This window comes from Mucilaginibacter sp. P5_A4, from assembly GCF_056400605.1.
In genome coordinates this window covers 46,021-62,120 of sequence record NZ_JBFUKX010000007.1, presented here as the reverse complement: position 1 = coordinate 62,120, position 16,100 = coordinate 46,021, and the positions used below count along the sequence as shown (strand labels likewise).

Below are 16,100 nucleotides of genomic sequence, written 5' to 3'. Positions count from 1 at the left end.
GATCAGCGCCATTACTTTGTTGAACCAAAAGCAATTGCCATGAAATCATTAATTAAAACAACTATTATCGTCCTGCTTATTTTACTGTTCACGTACGCTGCCAGTAGTAAATTGCTGGATATCGAACGGTTTCGCGCCCAACTTTACCTGCAGCCGTTTTCACAGGGACTGTCTGACCTCCTTGTTTACACACTGCCAGCTATCGAGATCATCACTGCCCTGATGCTTTGCCTTGAGCGCTTTCGCCTTGCAGGACTCTTGTTAACCGTAGCATTGATGGCGATTTTCACCGGGTATATCTCCATGGCACTCCTCCATTATTGGGGCAATGTACCCTGCTCATGCGGTGGTATTCTGGAACATATGTCCTGGTCCGTCCACCTGGCCTTTAACTGGGCTTTCCTGATCGCAGGCATTACCGCCATCGCGTTGCATATGCCGGTTAACCGGCATACTAAATGAAACCGACCTCAATAACATAAGATCCAACAGGGGAAGCCGAAAACCTGCGAAAAGAGTAGGCGTATTTTTTTCATCACTTAAGTTTTTCGTTTGTTTTTTAGTAAAAAAGCATTCCTGTATCATGAAAAATTCAAAAGCAGCCATCTTCGCCCTTGCCTTTATTTTAGGTATTGGCGGCGCTTTCAGCACGCATGCGGCTAAGGCATCCCACAAACCAGCAGCGGTTTGGTGGAGCTTTACCGGAACGCAGGCACAGATCAACGACCCGAGCAAGTACACCTTCAGTTCCACCGAACCAAGCTGTTCATCGGGTACAAACCGCTGTGCTGTGGAAGCTAACCGCAGCACTGGTAACCCGGCGCAGCCAGACCTTAACACTATCACCCATGAAGATCTGAAGCCCTGATCTGTTGTTGTCATCGTGTTGTTTCGGAAGGCCGGTTAACCGGCCTTCCTTTTTTTAATTTTGTGCGATTCCTGTGTCATTTATTACCTGTTGTGGTATAGGCCAGGTGTACCGCTGGTCTCCGGGCGGCAACTCATAAACTACGCCGTTTACTATTTTCCTTATAGTCTTTGAAAAAGCGGGTTCTTTATTCAGCCGGCGTAAGTCCGTCCAGCGAAGTCCGCGCAGCAACAGTTCCTTCCGGCGTTCCAGCAATATCCAGGAAAGGGCTGTAGTGGCGTTCCCTGTAATTAAGGGATGATAAGCCGCTGCCTTATACCTGCTTTTCCTTAATTTTTCCAGGTCGGCCAGCGCTGTGGTGATGTCCCCCGCCCGGGCAGCGGCCTCTCCCCTGATCAGGTACATTTCATCAGTGGCCGGTCCATTGAACAGGATAACAGTTCCGTCATAGCTGCCGTTGAATGTATTCCACCTCGTACCCACCTGGGCCTTGAAAAATAAAACCCTGCGCAGGTCCCCGGTATCATATAACGCATACAGGTTACTGTCAACCAGTAGCTTTGGGGGGAGCAACAGGGCGGTGGGGAAACTGGTAGTATGGAATAATACCTCATCGTTGAATCGGGTGAAAGGTGCACCGGCCCCGGCAGTAACTGCATTATAATCCATCAGCGTGCTGTTCAGCTGCAGGCTGGAATCTGCAAACGATCCCGCCTTATCGTATAATCCCATAGCAAGGTAGGTACGGGCAAGCATAGCGTATGCAGCAGCACGGCAAGGCCTTGTTTTAACAACAGCTATTGTTGGCAACAACGGCACAGCTGCCGAAAAATCAGCGATCATACGCGCGTAGGTTTGCTCTGCCGTAGAGCGGACAGACTTAACATTGAGATCGGAGCTTTCGCGTAAAACCAGCCCGGCATCGCCAGAGGCTGTTGTTTTATCATATGGCTTACAAAACTCTTGCGCCAGCTGGTAGTAGGCATAGCCTCTGAAGAAAAATGCTTGTCCTTTGATATTATCCCATGTTGTGCCTCCTTTACCGAATTTATCAACCCCTTCCAATACAACATTGGCATAATACACCACGCTGTAAGGCAGTGACCAGTCATTCCTTGTCTGGTCATTGAACACGTTTCGGTCCCAGATGTAGGAATTGCGTTCCGTAACAGTTGCTGAAGTCCAGGAATCGGCTGTTACAAACCCTTCGTCGGCCCCCGCAATACCCGCATATGGCCAGACCTGTGAGACTTTTGATGTGTTATCAAGCAGTGCCTGGAAATCAGCCACAGAGCCGGGCACCTGGAGCGAGGATGACGGTTTCTCATCCAGCTGCTTTTTACAGGATATTCCAAGCGTAAATAAGAACACCACGGCCGTAAGTATGTTTATGTTTATTTTTTTCATGGTTACTGTTTCATTAAAAATTTCCACTAATCCCGAGTGCAATGGTACGCGGTTGGCGCACAGACGAAGGGTAATCCGGGTCGAGCGCTGTTTTCGTCGCCTTCCAGATCAGGCCCAGGTTGGCTGCGTAAACGTAAACCTGTATATGTTTAAAAGGTAGTTTCTTCAGGCTGTGACGGTCTGCGTCGTAACTTAACCGTACATCCTGCAAGCGGATGTGATCGCCTTTCTCTACATTGGCAGCAGACTGTTGGTAAAACTGGTCCTGCTGGCTGTCTGCCGGGTAAACCATCGAGGGCACATTGGTATGCTTTTCATCACCGGGCACCTGCCAGCGCCGCGCGTAATCGCCTGTCGACGTATCCCAGTTGCTAAATAATGCGCCATATGCTATACCCGGCCTGATAAAGTAATAACCCAGCTTATAGGAAATATTGGCCGACAGGGAAAATTCTCGGAAACTAAAAGTATTACGAAAATATCCGTAGACAGCAGGTACGGCCGAACCGCTATATTGCAGGTCCCCGATTTTGGTGCTACTTAATATGGCCGAATAATCCGAGCTGACGATGCCGTTAACATAGCCGCGCGGGTTGCCGTTGGCTGGGTCGAGGCCCGCCCATTTATAAGTCAGGATGGCATATAGTGGCTTGTCTGCAAGCGGTGCCACCGAATAGGCGTTTGCCACATAGGCCGAAGCGTTATCGCTGTACTGGTAATATTGGGTTACCGTATTTTGCACATAATTGAATAGCAGGTCGGTTTGCCAGGTGAATGGTCCTCTAAAGTTATTGCTGTGCAGGTTAATTTCAAGGCCATGGCCTTTCATGGCGGCGACATTCCCTTTGTACTGGAACAGGTTGGTCGCCGGATTCAGCACGCCTGTGGTCTGGTCAAGCGGCTGGTAACCGATCAGGTCGTGGCTCTTTTTGCGGTAATATTCCAGGGAGCCGGACAGTATCCCATTCTTGAATGCGAAATCGGCGCCCAGGTTAACGATACCAGTTTTCTCCCAACCCAGTTCAGGGTTAGGGGGATTGAAAAGGTCAGCATAGGTTTGTTTGCCAAGCGTGCTTTGTCCGATGTAACGGATCGTAGCCTGTGCGGACAGGGTGTTGTCTACATTACCGCTATATCCATAGCTTGCACGCAGTTTCAGGTAGGGAAGCCAGCTGACTTTATAAAACGGTTCGTTATTTAGCATCCAGCCTGCTCCGATAGAATACAGTGGTACACCCTTTTGGTTGGCATTCACGCCGAACAGGTTGGATTCATCCTTACGCGCGCTGGCCGATAGGGTGTACCGTTTATCATAGGAATAAACCGCATTGGCAAAATAAGACAGGTTATTATTCTGCAATGTACTGTATCGGTTAGGATAGGGGATAGTATAATCAATGTAATAGGAATAGTTAGACAACAGGAAACTGGTGGTGTAATCCACAGGCAGCGTTGTTTGGGTGGCAGCGTTATAGCCGTAATCCCTTGAACTGCGGTCACGGGTATTGGTGCTGCGGTATTCATATCCCGCCAGTGCGGTCAGCTGGCTTTTACCCATGTCCAGGTTATAATTCAGCTGTCCGCGGAAACTGTGCGCCAGCAGACGACTGTCCATATTATCCTTGATCCCGCCCAGCGGGATAGGTAAAGTCAGGCCCCCGTCCGAATTTTCCTGGGTATACTGGTTGATCAGGTTGCGCGCATAGTAACTGTCTTTTCCGTAAAGTAAATCGCCCTGTGATTGTTCGTTTTCGAGCTGATAGCGTAATACTGCATCCAGTCCGTTTATCACCCGGTATTTTAATGCTGTGTTCAACAGGATATCCAGTTGATCCGTGCGGTTGCTCACCTGCCTATAATCAGTCAGGGGAGTATAGTTCCAGTTCTGGAAGCCTAATGCTTCCGACGCGGTAATAAATGATCTCTGGTAGTCTTTCAATATGGTTAACGGGGTGCCGTTGGCATCGGCAAGGGCCTCATAAGGCAGCAGGCCTTTCTGCTCACTGGTACGCAAGGTGGTGTAATCGTCCCGGCCTGCAACAGTCCTGCTACTCGTAAGGTAGGCCCCCACATCTAACTGCAGCCGGCCGGTTAAATAAAAGCTGTTGTCCGATCTTAAATTGAACCTACGGTAAGTTCCGTCCAATGCGCTCAGATTATGATCAAATCCAGCCGAAAATAGGTAGGCGGCTTTGTCCGAACCGCCACTCAGGCTTAATGCATATTGTTGATTTATCGCTTTACGGTACCAGTATTTTTCAAGGTCGTTGCGGAAATCATGTTTGGCCAGGGCTGCAATCCGGGCATCTGCGGATGTGCCGCTGATCGTGCCATCCCGCTGCCCTATCAGGGTTTCAACCACCGGCGATATTGGCAGGTAGTTGTACACGTTCTCATCATCGGTGTAAAAACCTTTGGCAAACAGTTGCTTTTCCAGGCTCACGAAATCAGCGGATGACATTCGCGGCAGGTAAAAAAGATCGGGTTTCGAGGCAACAGTCACATTCGAGTTTAAAGCCACCAAGAGCGGTTTGTTCCGCGCGCCTTTTTTCGTGGTTACTACGATGACGCCATTGCTTGCCCTAACACCCCAAATGGCGGCTGCAGAGGCGTCTTTGAGAATCGTAATGCTTTCTACATCGTTAGGGTTCAAATTGTTGATGTCTCCCTCGAATGGGAAATTATCGAGTATGATCAGCGGAGCGGCATTGGCAAACAGGGTACTTTTGCCCCGGATGACCAGGCTGTTAGACTGGCCGATACGCTTATCAAACAATATGCTGCTCACGCCTTCCAGACGCCCTAATACATCGGTACCTACCGAGCGGTTGAACAAGGCCTTACCGACCTGCTCAAACGAGCCGGTCGTTTTTTCGAGCGCAATGGACTGGTAACCGTTGGATACGATCTTCACTTCGTCCATTTGCTGTACTTCAAGCCGTAAGGTTACCTTAAAAAAACGGCCACCTTGTATGATTACCGCTTTGCTGACGTAGCCGGGTTTTTCAAAATACAACGTATCCTGCTTACCCGCAGCCAACGAAAAGTGCCCTCCGGTATCAGAAAGTACTATTCCCTGCTTTCCCTTTATACCAATGCGGGCGCGGGAAATTGCTTTGTTGCCAGGGTCCTGCACCCGTCCCGAAATGCTTTGGGCACTGGTGACTGCCGGCAGTAAAAAGCACAGCAGCACCCCATAAAATATCCTGTAAAAATTTTTCATCAATTCATTTTTAAATCTGTAAATAATCAAAACCTAAAGTGTGAGTGGCTCACCGCCGAAATCTCCCTCCCTGCTCAATGGCACCAGGCGAAAAGCTGTGCCCGTAAACTCCGACCGCACCCCGAAAAACCTATCCAAATCTTCCCTGATGCTGCGGCGTACCAGGGTAGGGGAAGCCGATGGCAGGTCAAGCTCGTAACAATACAGGCCCGACAGATTATCGAGGTCAACGTTATCATTAGTGAGATTTCGGAGTCCTTTGTAGGCCAGGGTATAAAGCTTCTTGATAGACACGTTCGTAGCCCTTACGATAGTCATTCGCTTAGCGGAATCATAACTGAAACCCATTCCTGAAGGCAAACCTTTCAGTGCCCCGGTTATGACGGACCGATATTTATACAGTGAATCACTACCACCGTTACCTTGTACAAGCAATGGTTTGTCCCTGTCAAAATCCAGTATATCTTCTTTCATCCCTGCGGTAATGCCTTTTCCGGCCAGCGCCTGTGCCACCGTAGCCTGGGTAATATCTAGTGCCTCGGTAAAACCAAGCACTTTGCCGGTGCCGTCGATCCATACCTCGTGGGGAAGCATCCGGTGAGGGAATAATATATGAAGCGCCTTATCTTCGACCACGGTGCGGAACAGCCGCCGTTTTAAAAAAGTATTTGAGTGTTGAAAGGCAAATATTCTTTCCGCCTTTTCCGCTGTAACCGGTAATACAACCAGGTTACCGCCAAATGCATCCGACAACGAATCAAGCCTGGGCATCGCCTGGATACAAGCACCGCAGGAGGTTGCCCAGAAGTCCAGGATCAAGAGTTTGCCTTTAAAATCAGCTAACTGCAAAGTGTTGCCTCCATTATTTAATATCTTTTCTATCACTATATTGGGCACCATGTCCCCGTGCTTCAGTGCCGGAAAGTTTATTCCCGTTATACTCGTATTTTCCTGCGCTGCGACCCTTAAAAAAAGGCAAAGCAAACCCAGGAAGTTCAAAAAATGCTTCATAAACAATCAATTAAAAACCGTTAAAAAATCATGAAAGGCTAAACGGCCTTGTCCCCTTTACGCCCGCAGACTACGCACTTATCTGAGTCCCCCGAATTCCTTAAAGCCTCAATCGATTCTACCAGGAATACCAAATGGTCAAACAACAAACTTAGCCCGTTATCCTGCGCTTCAGTAGACGGGGTCTCTTCACCCCGGTGGAGCGTATGCCATATGAATGCGTCCCATAATAACTCCTTTACCATCTCTGTTGTGTATAAACAAAAAAATACTCTGACTTTCTGGTCAGGTGTTCGTACAGCAAAATCTTTCAAATCGACAACAATAGCGCTCATAAAAATTGGGCATTTCAATTCCACCCACCCTTAAACAAAGGCAGCTGACATACAATAACAAATGATAAATTGGGATTAAAGGGAACAAACGGCGGCCAAAGCTTAACTATTAACTAAAGGGCCGCTGTTTGTTAAGATCATTCAGGATTCTTGATTATGTTTTGAAGCTGGGTTTTAATTGAATATATTGGTTGCGCAATCAGGATCAGGTGGAATTGTATCGAACGGCTGCGATTGGTCAAAAACGGGATTGACATGTTGCAAATTAAAATCAGAACACGCTCAATGGCATAATCCAAATAACGAGCATGAATTATGCTTGATGAAATTAATTGAGGTTTTGATTTTAGGACGTCGGCAGCTTTCATATTTCCATTAAAAGTAAACGGGTTATAAGCTGAGTACACGGAAAAATATGGCGTGGAACTCAACTTACTGTCTTAGAGGCCCTGAGAAGCCTTGACACGAGTAAGTGAGCCCACGCCAATAGCACGGGCATTTCACTTATCGCCTTGTGTCAATTGAAATTTCTCAGGTTTCTAAGACAAGACATTAAGCGAATGCTTCATAATTTTTTGAAGTAATTCGCAAAAATATTAATACTTATATTATTTTAATTCATAAAACTAAGTTAAATAGTTTTTTTGAAATAACATAGTTATAACTATGTATTTTTTTAAAATTTATGATATTTCTTAGTCTTCGCGATGGAGGAATTATCAGAGATTGAAAAATTCATTATAAAAAGGGTTAAAGAGATAAGAATTGAAAAAAAAATGTCTCAAAAAAACCTTTCTCTTTCTATGGGTTTTTCAGAAGGATTTGTAGGCAATATCGAAAATCCCAATCTTCCTGAAAAATATAATATTAAACATCTTAATCTATTAGCAAAAGCCCTTGGATGTTCGCCTAAGGATTTTATGCCTGAAAAGTCATTTTAGTTTCTGGTAATATTGTCTATATTTTGATGATATAATTGAAAAATGCAAATTAACAATCATTGGTCTAATGCGCACGAAACAGCATGGTCAAGCACGCCGGAATGTCCGGTCATATTGCTGGATAACTTCTATAGGGATTTTGATGCTAACATAAACATTAGGTACACCTCCAAAATGGCCCCGGAATCTTAACCCTAAATCTTTGATGTTCCATAAAATAATCCAATGTTAATTTGATTTCGGCCGATTATGCCAAGATTCTAATTGAAGCAAAAAATGTTTAAAAATCTTTGAACTATCAGTATATTTTATGTGCAAATGATTCCATCCATTTTCTTCCAAAAAAAGTTGGTTTGTCATTGATCTTTCTAGATCAGCATTTTTAGGGTCATCGGCTTTACAATACAAAAGTATATAGGGCTTTCCAGTTAGTTTAAATTGTTGGAATGCATATTGATGTTCGTTAATTATATAGTGACGGGTCTTTTCACCATACAGGCTGATAAACACATCGCATTCCCTGATTGATAATTGTATATTTAAATTCGATATCTCGATAGAAGTAGACGAAGTTAAATGATCATTAGCAGATTTGACTTGCAGGAATATGCCATGCTCCTCAAGTACCTTATTTTCACGATTGATTAACTTTAAAAAGTCTCTTTCCTCTTTTCTCAAATCGTAAGAAGTTGATAAAAATATTTTAACAACTTGCGTAATTTCGGTTCCTAAAATGACTTTGCGCATCAAATCCTCAATCCGAGATTGCGGATTTTCCAAAAAGAAGTTTGCTCCGATTGGATTTAACCCATTTTTAAGTATTGATTTTATAGATTCATTTATTGGCAGAACCGGGACACCCACGATTCCTTTATATTTGATTTTTCGGAAACAAATATGACGCTGGAGATTTTTATTGATCAGCTATTTAAATATTTAGGCACAACCGTCAGGGAAACCGAGCCTTTACGGATTCAAAAGAAATTATTAGTTCTGATTGCAAAGAAAATTACGTCCGCGTCCCAGTTTTTCATTATAAGGAATGCCTATCAATTTATCCATTCTTCAGAGTATTCCAGTTTTTTAGAATTTAATTGAATGTTTTAGTGATGGTTTTAGCGAATCCGAACGGCATAAATGTATTTTCTTTTTTGTAGAACAACGGATCAGCAAAAGGTATGAATATTTTTTTTATGTCTTAATTAATATCATTATATTTGGGATAGTTCCGCTATTTCGTCCTATTATAAGTATTGACTCCTTTTTGAACTACATAATTTTTGTCTGGTTGGTTATTTAACAAAATCAAGAATATGGGTATCTTAAATTTTTTTTTGAGATCTAAAGAGCAACATCTGTTTGACGAAAGAAAGATGGCCGCAAAAAAGAAATACTTTGAAAATCCCTTTGATTTAGATAATTGTATAAATTATGCGTCGCTTCTATTCGAGCCTATAGCCCACAAACTCGAGGCTGATTTACCAGTTACAAAAGACGATGCGAAGGATATGGTAAACGCGTTGGATATTTTAGAATGTATTGAAAAGGTAGCAAATGATCTTCAAAAAGAAAAGATTTATGCCATGACTGCTTTAGCCTCTGTTGTTGCAGGAAAAATGGATGCATTTAATTGGCTTACAAGTCAAGTAGATAAATTGAAGCGGAAAAAATAGGCTCCTGAATCTATATTTCATGCGTTACGACAATAATTTTTGACATCCTGTATTTAAATTTCACCACTAATACATTGTTGCTAATCGAATGTTATTGGATTTTAGATAATTTACTGTAATACAAAAAGAATGTGACAGAAGGACTGCGATACCCCTAACTATAGCCTCAAGAAAATCGTAGCAGTTGATGCTCACTGCGAGCTCACCAAACAATTCTAACTGATTCTTTAAAAATGCTATTAGTTTCCTAAATCAATAATACGAATAAGTATAATACACATAATCTTTGGAAGCAAGCAAATAACAAAGGTATTCTATGAGCCTATGAACAATTAAGTCAATAGTTGAGCGCATTGCACCTAAGTCAAACTATCATTCACTAGAATTTTCCAATAAAATATCTACAGGACCATGGCATACAAGCTATAGTCTTCAGTTTTCCAAATCAATAAAACAGATCGGCCACGTTAAGAAAAAAGCTCAATCTACCTTTGTAAAGGTCTGTAAATCCGAATCGAAGACGAGTTTAAAATCTTCCGTATAACTAGCATGCCCGAACCTTCGCGCATCAATATGTCCCGGCGATATCGGCACTGCGATGTCGGTTTCAGAAGCGGCTATTAATCCCCTTTCCTGCATGTAGGAGCTGAGTTCTCCGGCACCCTGAACATTTCCCTGCAAAATATATGCGTTCCACAATAAAGGATAAAATATATAGCCAAATTCTCCATTTAATAAGTCTTTATTAATCCTTTCGTATACAAGTTCATAACGTGCTAATTGGATGTAAGCATAACACTGGATGAAATAAGACTCTTCCAAGTAATAAGCATTATCAATAGCGATCCCGATCGCCTCAAGCACCTCCTCAAACTGCCGCATCAAAAGACGATAATAGGCTGTGCAGTAATGAAAATGCATTTGTTCGTACAAAAGTTGCCGTAGCTCCTCCAACAGAACCAGAATTTCGGGATAGGAGCGCCTTTCCATGTAGATCTCGATCTGAAACCACCTAGGGCTGACTTGGTCCCTACCATTTATTTGAATCACATTCCGGTAACACTCCAGTGCACGATCCAAATCCCCTAGTCGCCGGTAAATAGTTGCCAAACCAGTCAGATATTGTGGATTGTGACCGAAGGCCTGATATAAATTTCTGGCACTCAAGTAATCCATCAATGCATTTTCATGATCCCCATTTTGACTGCGCATGGCACCTCGGCCATAGTAATAATTACCTACAAAAGGATTCAATGCGATGGCCTGGCTCAGCAATGCGATGGCCTTGGATTTATCTTTTGGATAGATCAATTGCCCTAGATCCCCATAATCTCGGGAAGTAAGACAATCAGCAAATACCGGCTCTTTCAATATAAACTCTTCCCCTGGATCAAAAAAGGAAGTATAATCTAATATTGTGCAGCCAAAATGAGAAACGGCTTCCAAATAGATCTCCAACATATCCAGCCAAGTTGACAATATATTGATAGCTTCCGGTTCCAGTTGCTGACGAATATCCAATTGTCGATTTTTAAGCATATTTTCCAAAGCCGACATAATTCCCGTTTCGTTCCCCACCGTGATAAAATGTTCTAGCCGCGGTATAGCGACGCCTTTAACTCCCTGTAATTCTTCTAAAGAAATATGTGCATCTTCGAGGGTTTTGATCGAAACGCCATTTCTTTTAATTTCATCATATAATACTAGCAATAAGGCATCTTCATAGACTGTTTTTTTATTCAGCTTTTTAGCGATATATTTTACCTCCTGCATAAAGGTGAACAGTGAGAAAATATGATCATCTCGAAAATCGGTCACCCTGGCAATGACTTTGTGCGCTAAACGCATGGACGCATAAATCGGCCTTTCCCCGACATGGTAATACAATGATATAGCCAAATAATAAAAGATCAAGTAAACCCCCGTGCTGCCATCATCCTTGCCGGATTTATCAAACGCCCAGGAAACCCTATTCCTGACTGCCGGACTATATTGAAGCACACTTGCTGTAGCCGATGCATACAATAATCTATACTGGTCATTACTAGCTTTCGCTTCTGTTAACAGCAGCAACACTGATGACCATTCTTTTTTTAAAAAAAACTGCTGCTCAAATAATAAATGATAGTTATCTCCCTGGTTTAAAAACCGAGCAGTAAGGTATTCCTGAATTTGCGGGTATATAAATCTATAACTATCATCGTCTTCATCTGTCAACAAGCCAAGATCCGTACGGAAAGTCTTGATGATATCATCAGGATTGATCCCTCTTTCAGGCATTCGCAAGTTCAAGTGCTTACTGATCAACAAAAATAGACTTTGCCGGTTGATCAGCAGATGGCCGGTACAAAAGGAATGGTAAGCTAGCTCATACAGTATATTATATGCTTCTTCCGAGGACATCCGGTTCCTGAGGAATTCACTATTATAAGAATGGAGCCATTTTTCTACCAGAAAACTTACAAAGGTGCTGAACAGAGCATTTTTTGAGGTCGACAACTTTTTTAGCAGCCGATAGTTAAAAACGAGGAGGGAAAGTAATAAAGGATTACTAGCCACTTGTGGCAATGGTTTTTTCCTGATAACAACATTGGCAATCTCTTGGGAAAGCAATTTGCCACCCATAGCTATCACACGGTCGTCTGCCCAATCCTTAGCTGGATTATCAGTTTGGTTACGCGAACTGAATGTGAAATTATAAAGCTCATCAAGCTTAGCTAAAAAATCATTTTTAGTATCCTCGACGAATGACCGCGATAAAAAATCGTCCACCATTTCCTTGTTAAAAGGAAGCAATTCCAAATGCTTCAGCCCAAAGTCCGAAAACCGGTAATCCTTGCTGCGGCTGGTGAGGATCAGCTTGGTTTGGAACAGCTTTTTAAAATCCTCGATCTGCGTATTAATGAAATATTTTTCATCGTCCCTAACATAAATTTCGTCCAGACCGTCCAAGAGCAGTAAAGCCAAGCCGTTCTTTAAAATAAAACGAGCAAACCCTCTTGGAAAACCATAACTCACTATATCTCGGATCAAATAATCCTGAAGCGTATAGGAGGGGTCCATCTTACAAAAGGCCTTAAAAGCATTTAGGGAAACAAACACCGGTATAGCTTTGATAGCCAACTCGCCCGTCTTCCACAGGATGAACTTTAAAAAAGCCGTCTTGCCGGAGCCAGGTGCACCTTGCAAATACAGTTCCCGGGTTTCGCCTAATAATTTATTTAGCATTACATCAGCCCGATCCAGTTGCATAATGTCACCACTGGTGACATCTTTCAATTGCGGCAGGATATAAAAGTCCTCCAAACGGACAGCAGATTCCATACCCGCAGCTTCAAACACGCCGAATTTGCCCTTCAGCGTCTGAAAATACTGATTAGCAAGATCGACGAATTCCCGATCGTTCAATTCATTGTCATGTTCTGTTTTAAAGACTTCATGACTGGCGACCAGGTACATGACACCGTTGTTGATAAAGTTACCATTAATTTGCCCAACCGTGACCAGTTTCTCAACAGCACCGGAAACCGAAATATTTACATCGGCCATATCCTGTTAACTGACATTGAAATCCCCATTAACCGTATGAACTGTGATCGCCTTGTCGACCTTTTTATGAAAATTTTGAGTAACTGTAAGCTGATTATTTCCAGGCAAGTCTTTTATCAGGGCAATCAGTTCCGCCTTAAAATCGGAATCATTTGCCAATTGCGCCTCCAGGTGCTCCTGCAGTTGCTGTTGTTCCTTAGCCGAAGGATTGATCGCCATGGCCTTGACTTTTTCCTGAATTTCAGGACCTCCCTTTTTTAGAAACAATGCGGCGATCTTTTTTTTCAAAGCATCTGTTGCACCAGATGTCAAACTATCGACAGCACCAGTAGCCATATCTTTGAGGTAAGGTAATGCAGCGCTTAATGCGGATGTAGCGAGAGCGGCGATTTCTATCATGATTTTATGGTTAGATTATTAGGGATTGCTATGTATTAAACTAATTTACAAATGATTAATCTAAATTTACAGCTTTTCTTCAGATAAAAATAAATGTATCACATAACACTCCAGACAAGTTTGGTCTGTCCATCCCCACTTTATAATACCTTGAAAGTTTTCATGTCTAACATTAAACATCTTTTTAAACCAAATAAACTAAAACCCGGATATCTCGTTTACTAAGCATTATCACAAGTTGTGATAACCTCCTTAAGTGCTTGCAATGCTTTATTGAACAATTATGTGTTTGAATCTTTGACTTTATAAATCGAAAAAATTAAATCCAAGATCAACAATCAGGATAAAAATATCGACATAGTATTTCGATACCTAGATGAGTTGATTGACAGAAAGGTAGAACCGCAAGAACGAACACGAATCGGCCATAAACCTGATAACTTATAGACAGAATCATTAGTTTAGTTATATGTGGCGCAATCCATTAGCATCGTAATGGATAATTCCGTCAAATCGCTTGCCGAACTATTTTAAGAAATCTGCTTTTTGTTTAAAAGCAAGGGCGACTACATAACTCGCTTTTTTTTGCGGTAAAAGGTTCAGGCGGCGTCATGGTATTTTCTACTCCGGGGCCGAAATTTAGATTCCTCCATTCCATACCTCCATTCCTTCATTTCTTCCTGTGCCATTAAGCAATCTTCCTAAAAAAGGTAAAAAAATTGGCTCGTCACCTCGCAATACTTTTTATTGGATATCAAGATAATCGAGATGCCCCAGTATTTATTTTTCACACCGCCCTAAATGGTTGTGAAAACCTCTTCTCGATCCTCCCAACCTTTGTTCCAGGCAATCGCAAATACTCGAAAGCTTGTAACGAATGGAATTAAAACAGCTGGTTTCCTTACTCAAAATTACTGCCGGTGAAGGTGCTGAAAAAGCACTCTCGCCGGTAAGCCAATTACCGGGGGGCATCTGCAAATCACAAGCCTACCGAACTTACGGCCGCACGAATGTCGACCGCTGGCTGAGCGAAGGCCTCCTGGAACTTTCCAATCGAAAATTGAACCGGGCCAACCTGGAGGCCATCGCGGCAGCCAGTAACCGGGTATCCTATCTGCCAGTGGCAGATAGATAATTCCGCCTTGGCGGAACCGCTCTTTGACATCAGGGGATGAGGCATTATCCTGTTAGCAACAGGAAATTTGGCGAAGGTGAGATCATATCAAAATACCGAAAGCGCCTTGGCAGCTGAGAGGCCGGTTTGTAGAAACCGACGCAGGTAGTCCCGAACGTATACCAACCGGCAGAAGCGAATTAACCTCGGGCCCGATACCCGCTGCCGGTTCCAATAATTCCAATATGGAAATCTCAACTTTTGATTTACAGGCTCTGGTTCGCGCATCTTCCGAACTGGGAGCGATCATCACACTGGTCAAAACAGGTAAACTAAAGCCTTACCTCAAAAAGAACGAAGCATACCGGTTGTATGGCCGCAGGAATGTCGAACACTGGATAGATGATGCCCTGGTCACTCCACGAAAGGACGGGGACCACTCGGCCTGCTGGCGAATCGACCGTATCGAGATCGAGACCATCGCCAAAGCCAGCCTTTTGCTGCTACACCTCTAATTAAATATACATGAATAACCTCTTAACAGCCAAAGAGATTAAGGATAATCTGTCTTTGGTGAATTTGCTGGCCCGGATGGGCTTTCACCCTAACCGGAAATCCGGCAAGGAGCATTATTACATTAGCATGCTCCGTGACCCTGAACGTACACCCTCCTTTTGTGTTGACGATAATCTGGGCGTTTGGTTCGATGCCGGTATAGGCAAAGGTGGTAACATTATCGACTTTGGTCTCACTTACTGGAAGCACCTTTCTTTTCCCGAAGTACTGGCTAAAATCCAGGAACTTTGCGACGGTACGGTCATCATCAATCCAACTGATAACAATGCCACACGGCGAAGGCATGCAATTAAACTCCCTTATTACAAGGTTGCCGAAATTAAAGAGTTGGGCAACAACCCCGCCATTACCGACTACCTCAATGAAAGGGGCATCTGGGAAACTGCACAAGGCCGCATGAAGGAAGTGTACTATTATGCCGAAGACGAAAAGAAACTGCGTAAAAGCTTTTTCGCAGCCGGGTGGCAAAACGAAACAGGTAGCTGGGAGGTACGCAATAAATATTTCAAGGGTTGCGTTGGCAACAAGGCCATGACCAATATTCTGGGTGATAGTGATCGCTTGGTCATTTTTGAAGGATATATCGATTATCTCAGCTGGCTCACTGAACATGCGCAGGCTACGGCCACGATATTGGTCTTAAATACCATGTCCTTTATCCAGGCGGCGATCAGCATTGCTAATGATTATGAGAACATCGACCTTTATTTCGACCGAGACAAAACCGGTTATGAGGCAGCCCTCCGGTTTAAAGATACATTACCCCGCGCGATCGACCGCTCACATATTTATGATCGTCATAATGATTATAACGACCGCATTAAAGCCGCAATTAAAGCCAGGCAGCAACCTGAAGTAAATATTTTCGAAAATGTATTTTCGAGGTAATAGGGAGGTAACTGCATTGCATCTCCTGCAGCAAGCCGTCCGAACAACGATTTCGCTTATCGAGGTACAAAGTTCCCTTTTGGTTTTTCCCCTTGCAAGATGTGTTCGTGTCCGAC

Annotated in this window: 13 protein-coding genes; 7 read left to right on the top strand and 6 right to left on the bottom strand. The window is 43.4% G+C overall.

Features of this window, described 5'->3' with window-relative positions; translation table 11 throughout:
* The first annotated feature begins 39 nt into the window (after positions 1-39).
* Both AC1DQW_RS06755 and AC1DQW_RS06750 read left to right on the top strand, forming a co-directional pair.
* Entirely contained in the window at positions 40-462 is a 423-nt protein-coding gene (locus AC1DQW_RS06755; protein ID WP_477453391.1) for a MauE/DoxX family redox-associated membrane protein, read from the top strand.
* Positions 463-583: 121 nt separating this feature from the next.
* Entirely contained in the window at positions 584-868 is a 285-nt protein-coding gene (locus AC1DQW_RS06750; protein ID WP_477453390.1) for a DUF6520 family protein, read from the top strand.
* 54 nt (positions 869-922) lie between these two features.
* Here the strand turns inward: AC1DQW_RS06750 and AC1DQW_RS06745 are convergent, their stop codons facing one another.
* Genes AC1DQW_RS06745 through AC1DQW_RS06735 form a run of 3 tightly spaced genes read right to left on the bottom strand, consistent with a single transcriptional unit; the run spans position 923 to position 6,509 of the window.
* Positions 923-2,275: a RagB/SusD family nutrient uptake outer membrane protein gene (locus tag AC1DQW_RS06745; protein WP_477453389.1), complete on the bottom strand. Its 1,353-nt coding sequence runs from the start codon at positions 2,273-2,275 to the stop codon at positions 923-925.
* A 13-nt stretch (positions 2,276-2,288) separates the two neighbouring features.
* Positions 2,289-5,498 (bottom strand): SusC/RagA family TonB-linked outer membrane protein, encoded by a 3,210-nt coding sequence (locus AC1DQW_RS06740; RefSeq protein ID WP_477453388.1) that lies wholly within the window; start codon positions 5,496-5,498, stop codon positions 2,289-2,291.
* 33 nt (positions 5,499-5,531) lie between these two features.
* Positions 5,532-6,509 (bottom strand): TlpA family protein disulfide reductase, encoded by a 978-nt coding sequence (locus tag AC1DQW_RS06735; protein WP_477453387.1) that lies wholly within the window; start codon positions 6,507-6,509, stop codon positions 5,532-5,534.
* Between the two features lie 1,042 nt (positions 6,510-7,551).
* Here AC1DQW_RS06735 and AC1DQW_RS06730 point away from each other — a divergent pair.
* Positions 7,552-7,785 carry a helix-turn-helix domain-containing protein gene (locus AC1DQW_RS06730; protein WP_477453386.1) on the top strand — a complete coding sequence of 78 codons (234 nt, stop codon included), beginning with the start codon at positions 7,552-7,554 and terminating at the stop codon, positions 7,783-7,785.
* Between the two features lie 228 nt (positions 7,786-8,013).
* Here the strand turns inward: AC1DQW_RS06730 and AC1DQW_RS06725 are convergent, their stop codons facing one another.
* Complete coding sequence (locus AC1DQW_RS06725) at positions 8,014-8,649, bottom strand: hypothetical protein (RefSeq protein ID WP_477453385.1); 636 nt, start codon at positions 8,647-8,649, stop codon at positions 8,014-8,016.
* Between the two features lie 449 nt (positions 8,650-9,098).
* Between AC1DQW_RS06725 and AC1DQW_RS06720 the strand changes: the two genes are divergently transcribed.
* Entirely contained in the window at positions 9,099-9,458 is a 360-nt protein-coding gene (locus tag AC1DQW_RS06720; protein WP_477453384.1) for a hypothetical protein, read from the top strand.
* A 480-nt stretch (positions 9,459-9,938) separates the two neighbouring features.
* Here AC1DQW_RS06720 and AC1DQW_RS06715 read toward each other — a convergent pair whose 3' ends face one another.
* Both AC1DQW_RS06715 and AC1DQW_RS06710 read right to left on the bottom strand, forming a co-directional pair.
* Positions 9,939-13,007 carry an NACHT domain-containing protein gene (locus AC1DQW_RS06715; protein ID WP_477453383.1) on the bottom strand — a complete coding sequence of 1,023 codons (3,069 nt, stop codon included), beginning with the start codon at positions 13,005-13,007 and terminating at the stop codon, positions 9,939-9,941.
* Positions 13,008-13,013: 6 nt separating this feature from the next.
* Positions 13,014-13,406, bottom strand: a complete 393-nt coding sequence (locus tag AC1DQW_RS06710; protein ID WP_477453382.1) for a hypothetical protein — start codon at positions 13,404-13,406, stop codon at positions 13,014-13,016.
* A gap of 877 nt (positions 13,407-14,283) precedes the next feature.
* Between AC1DQW_RS06710 and AC1DQW_RS06705 the strand changes: the two genes are divergently transcribed.
* The 3 genes from AC1DQW_RS06705 (at position 14,284) to AC1DQW_RS06695 (ending at position 15,984) form a co-directional block, all read left to right on the top strand.
* Positions 14,284-14,541 carry a hypothetical protein gene (locus tag AC1DQW_RS06705; protein ID WP_477453381.1) on the top strand — a complete coding sequence of 86 codons (258 nt, stop codon included), beginning with the start codon at positions 14,284-14,286 and terminating at the stop codon, positions 14,539-14,541.
* A gap of 224 nt (positions 14,542-14,765) precedes the next feature.
* Positions 14,766-15,035, top strand: coding sequence for a hypothetical protein (locus AC1DQW_RS06700; protein ID WP_477453380.1), 270 nt, complete (start codon positions 14,766-14,768; stop codon positions 15,033-15,035).
* Positions 15,036-15,045: 10 nt separating this feature from the next.
* Entirely contained in the window at positions 15,046-15,984 is a 939-nt protein-coding gene (locus AC1DQW_RS06695) for a toprim domain-containing protein (protein ID WP_477453379.1), read from the top strand.
* The last annotated feature ends 116 nt before the right edge of the window (positions 15,985-16,100 follow it).

Bases quoted from the DNA above. Each gene is read 5' to 3' on its own strand.
- AC1DQW_RS06720 (WP_477453384.1), top strand. From the start codon at position 9,099: ATGGGTATCTTAAATTTTTTTTTGAGATCTAAAGAGCAACATCTGTTT.
- AC1DQW_RS06715 (WP_477453383.1), bottom strand. From the start codon at position 13,007: ATGGCCGATGTAAATATTTCGGTTTCCGGTGCTGTTGAGAAACTGGTC.
- AC1DQW_RS06705 (WP_477453381.1), top strand. From the start codon at position 14,284: ATGGAATTAAAACAGCTGGTTTCCTTACTCAAAATTACTGCCGGTGAA.
- AC1DQW_RS06700 (WP_477453380.1), top strand. From the start codon at position 14,766: ATGGAAATCTCAACTTTTGATTTACAGGCTCTGGTTCGCGCATCTTCC.
- AC1DQW_RS06755 (WP_477453391.1), top strand. From the start codon at position 40: ATGAAATCATTAATTAAAACAACTATTATCGTCCTGCTTATTTTACTG.
- AC1DQW_RS06740 (WP_477453388.1), bottom strand. From the start codon at position 5,498: ATGAAAAATTTTTACAGGATATTTTATGGGGTGCTGCTGTGCTTTTTA.
- AC1DQW_RS06730 (WP_477453386.1), top strand. From the start codon at position 7,552: ATGGAGGAATTATCAGAGATTGAAAAATTCATTATAAAAAGGGTTAAA.
- AC1DQW_RS06735 (WP_477453387.1), bottom strand. From the start codon at position 6,509: ATGAAGCATTTTTTGAACTTCCTGGGTTTGCTTTGCCTTTTTTTAAGG.
- AC1DQW_RS06745 (WP_477453389.1), bottom strand. From the start codon at position 2,275: ATGAAAAAAATAAACATAAACATACTTACGGCCGTGGTGTTCTTATTT.
- AC1DQW_RS06710 (WP_477453382.1), bottom strand. From the start codon at position 13,406: ATGATAGAAATCGCCGCTCTCGCTACATCCGCATTAAGCGCTGCATTA.
- AC1DQW_RS06695 (WP_477453379.1), top strand. From the start codon at position 15,046: ATGAATAACCTCTTAACAGCCAAAGAGATTAAGGATAATCTGTCTTTG.
- AC1DQW_RS06750 (WP_477453390.1), top strand. From the start codon at position 584: ATGAAAAATTCAAAAGCAGCCATCTTCGCCCTTGCCTTTATTTTAGGT.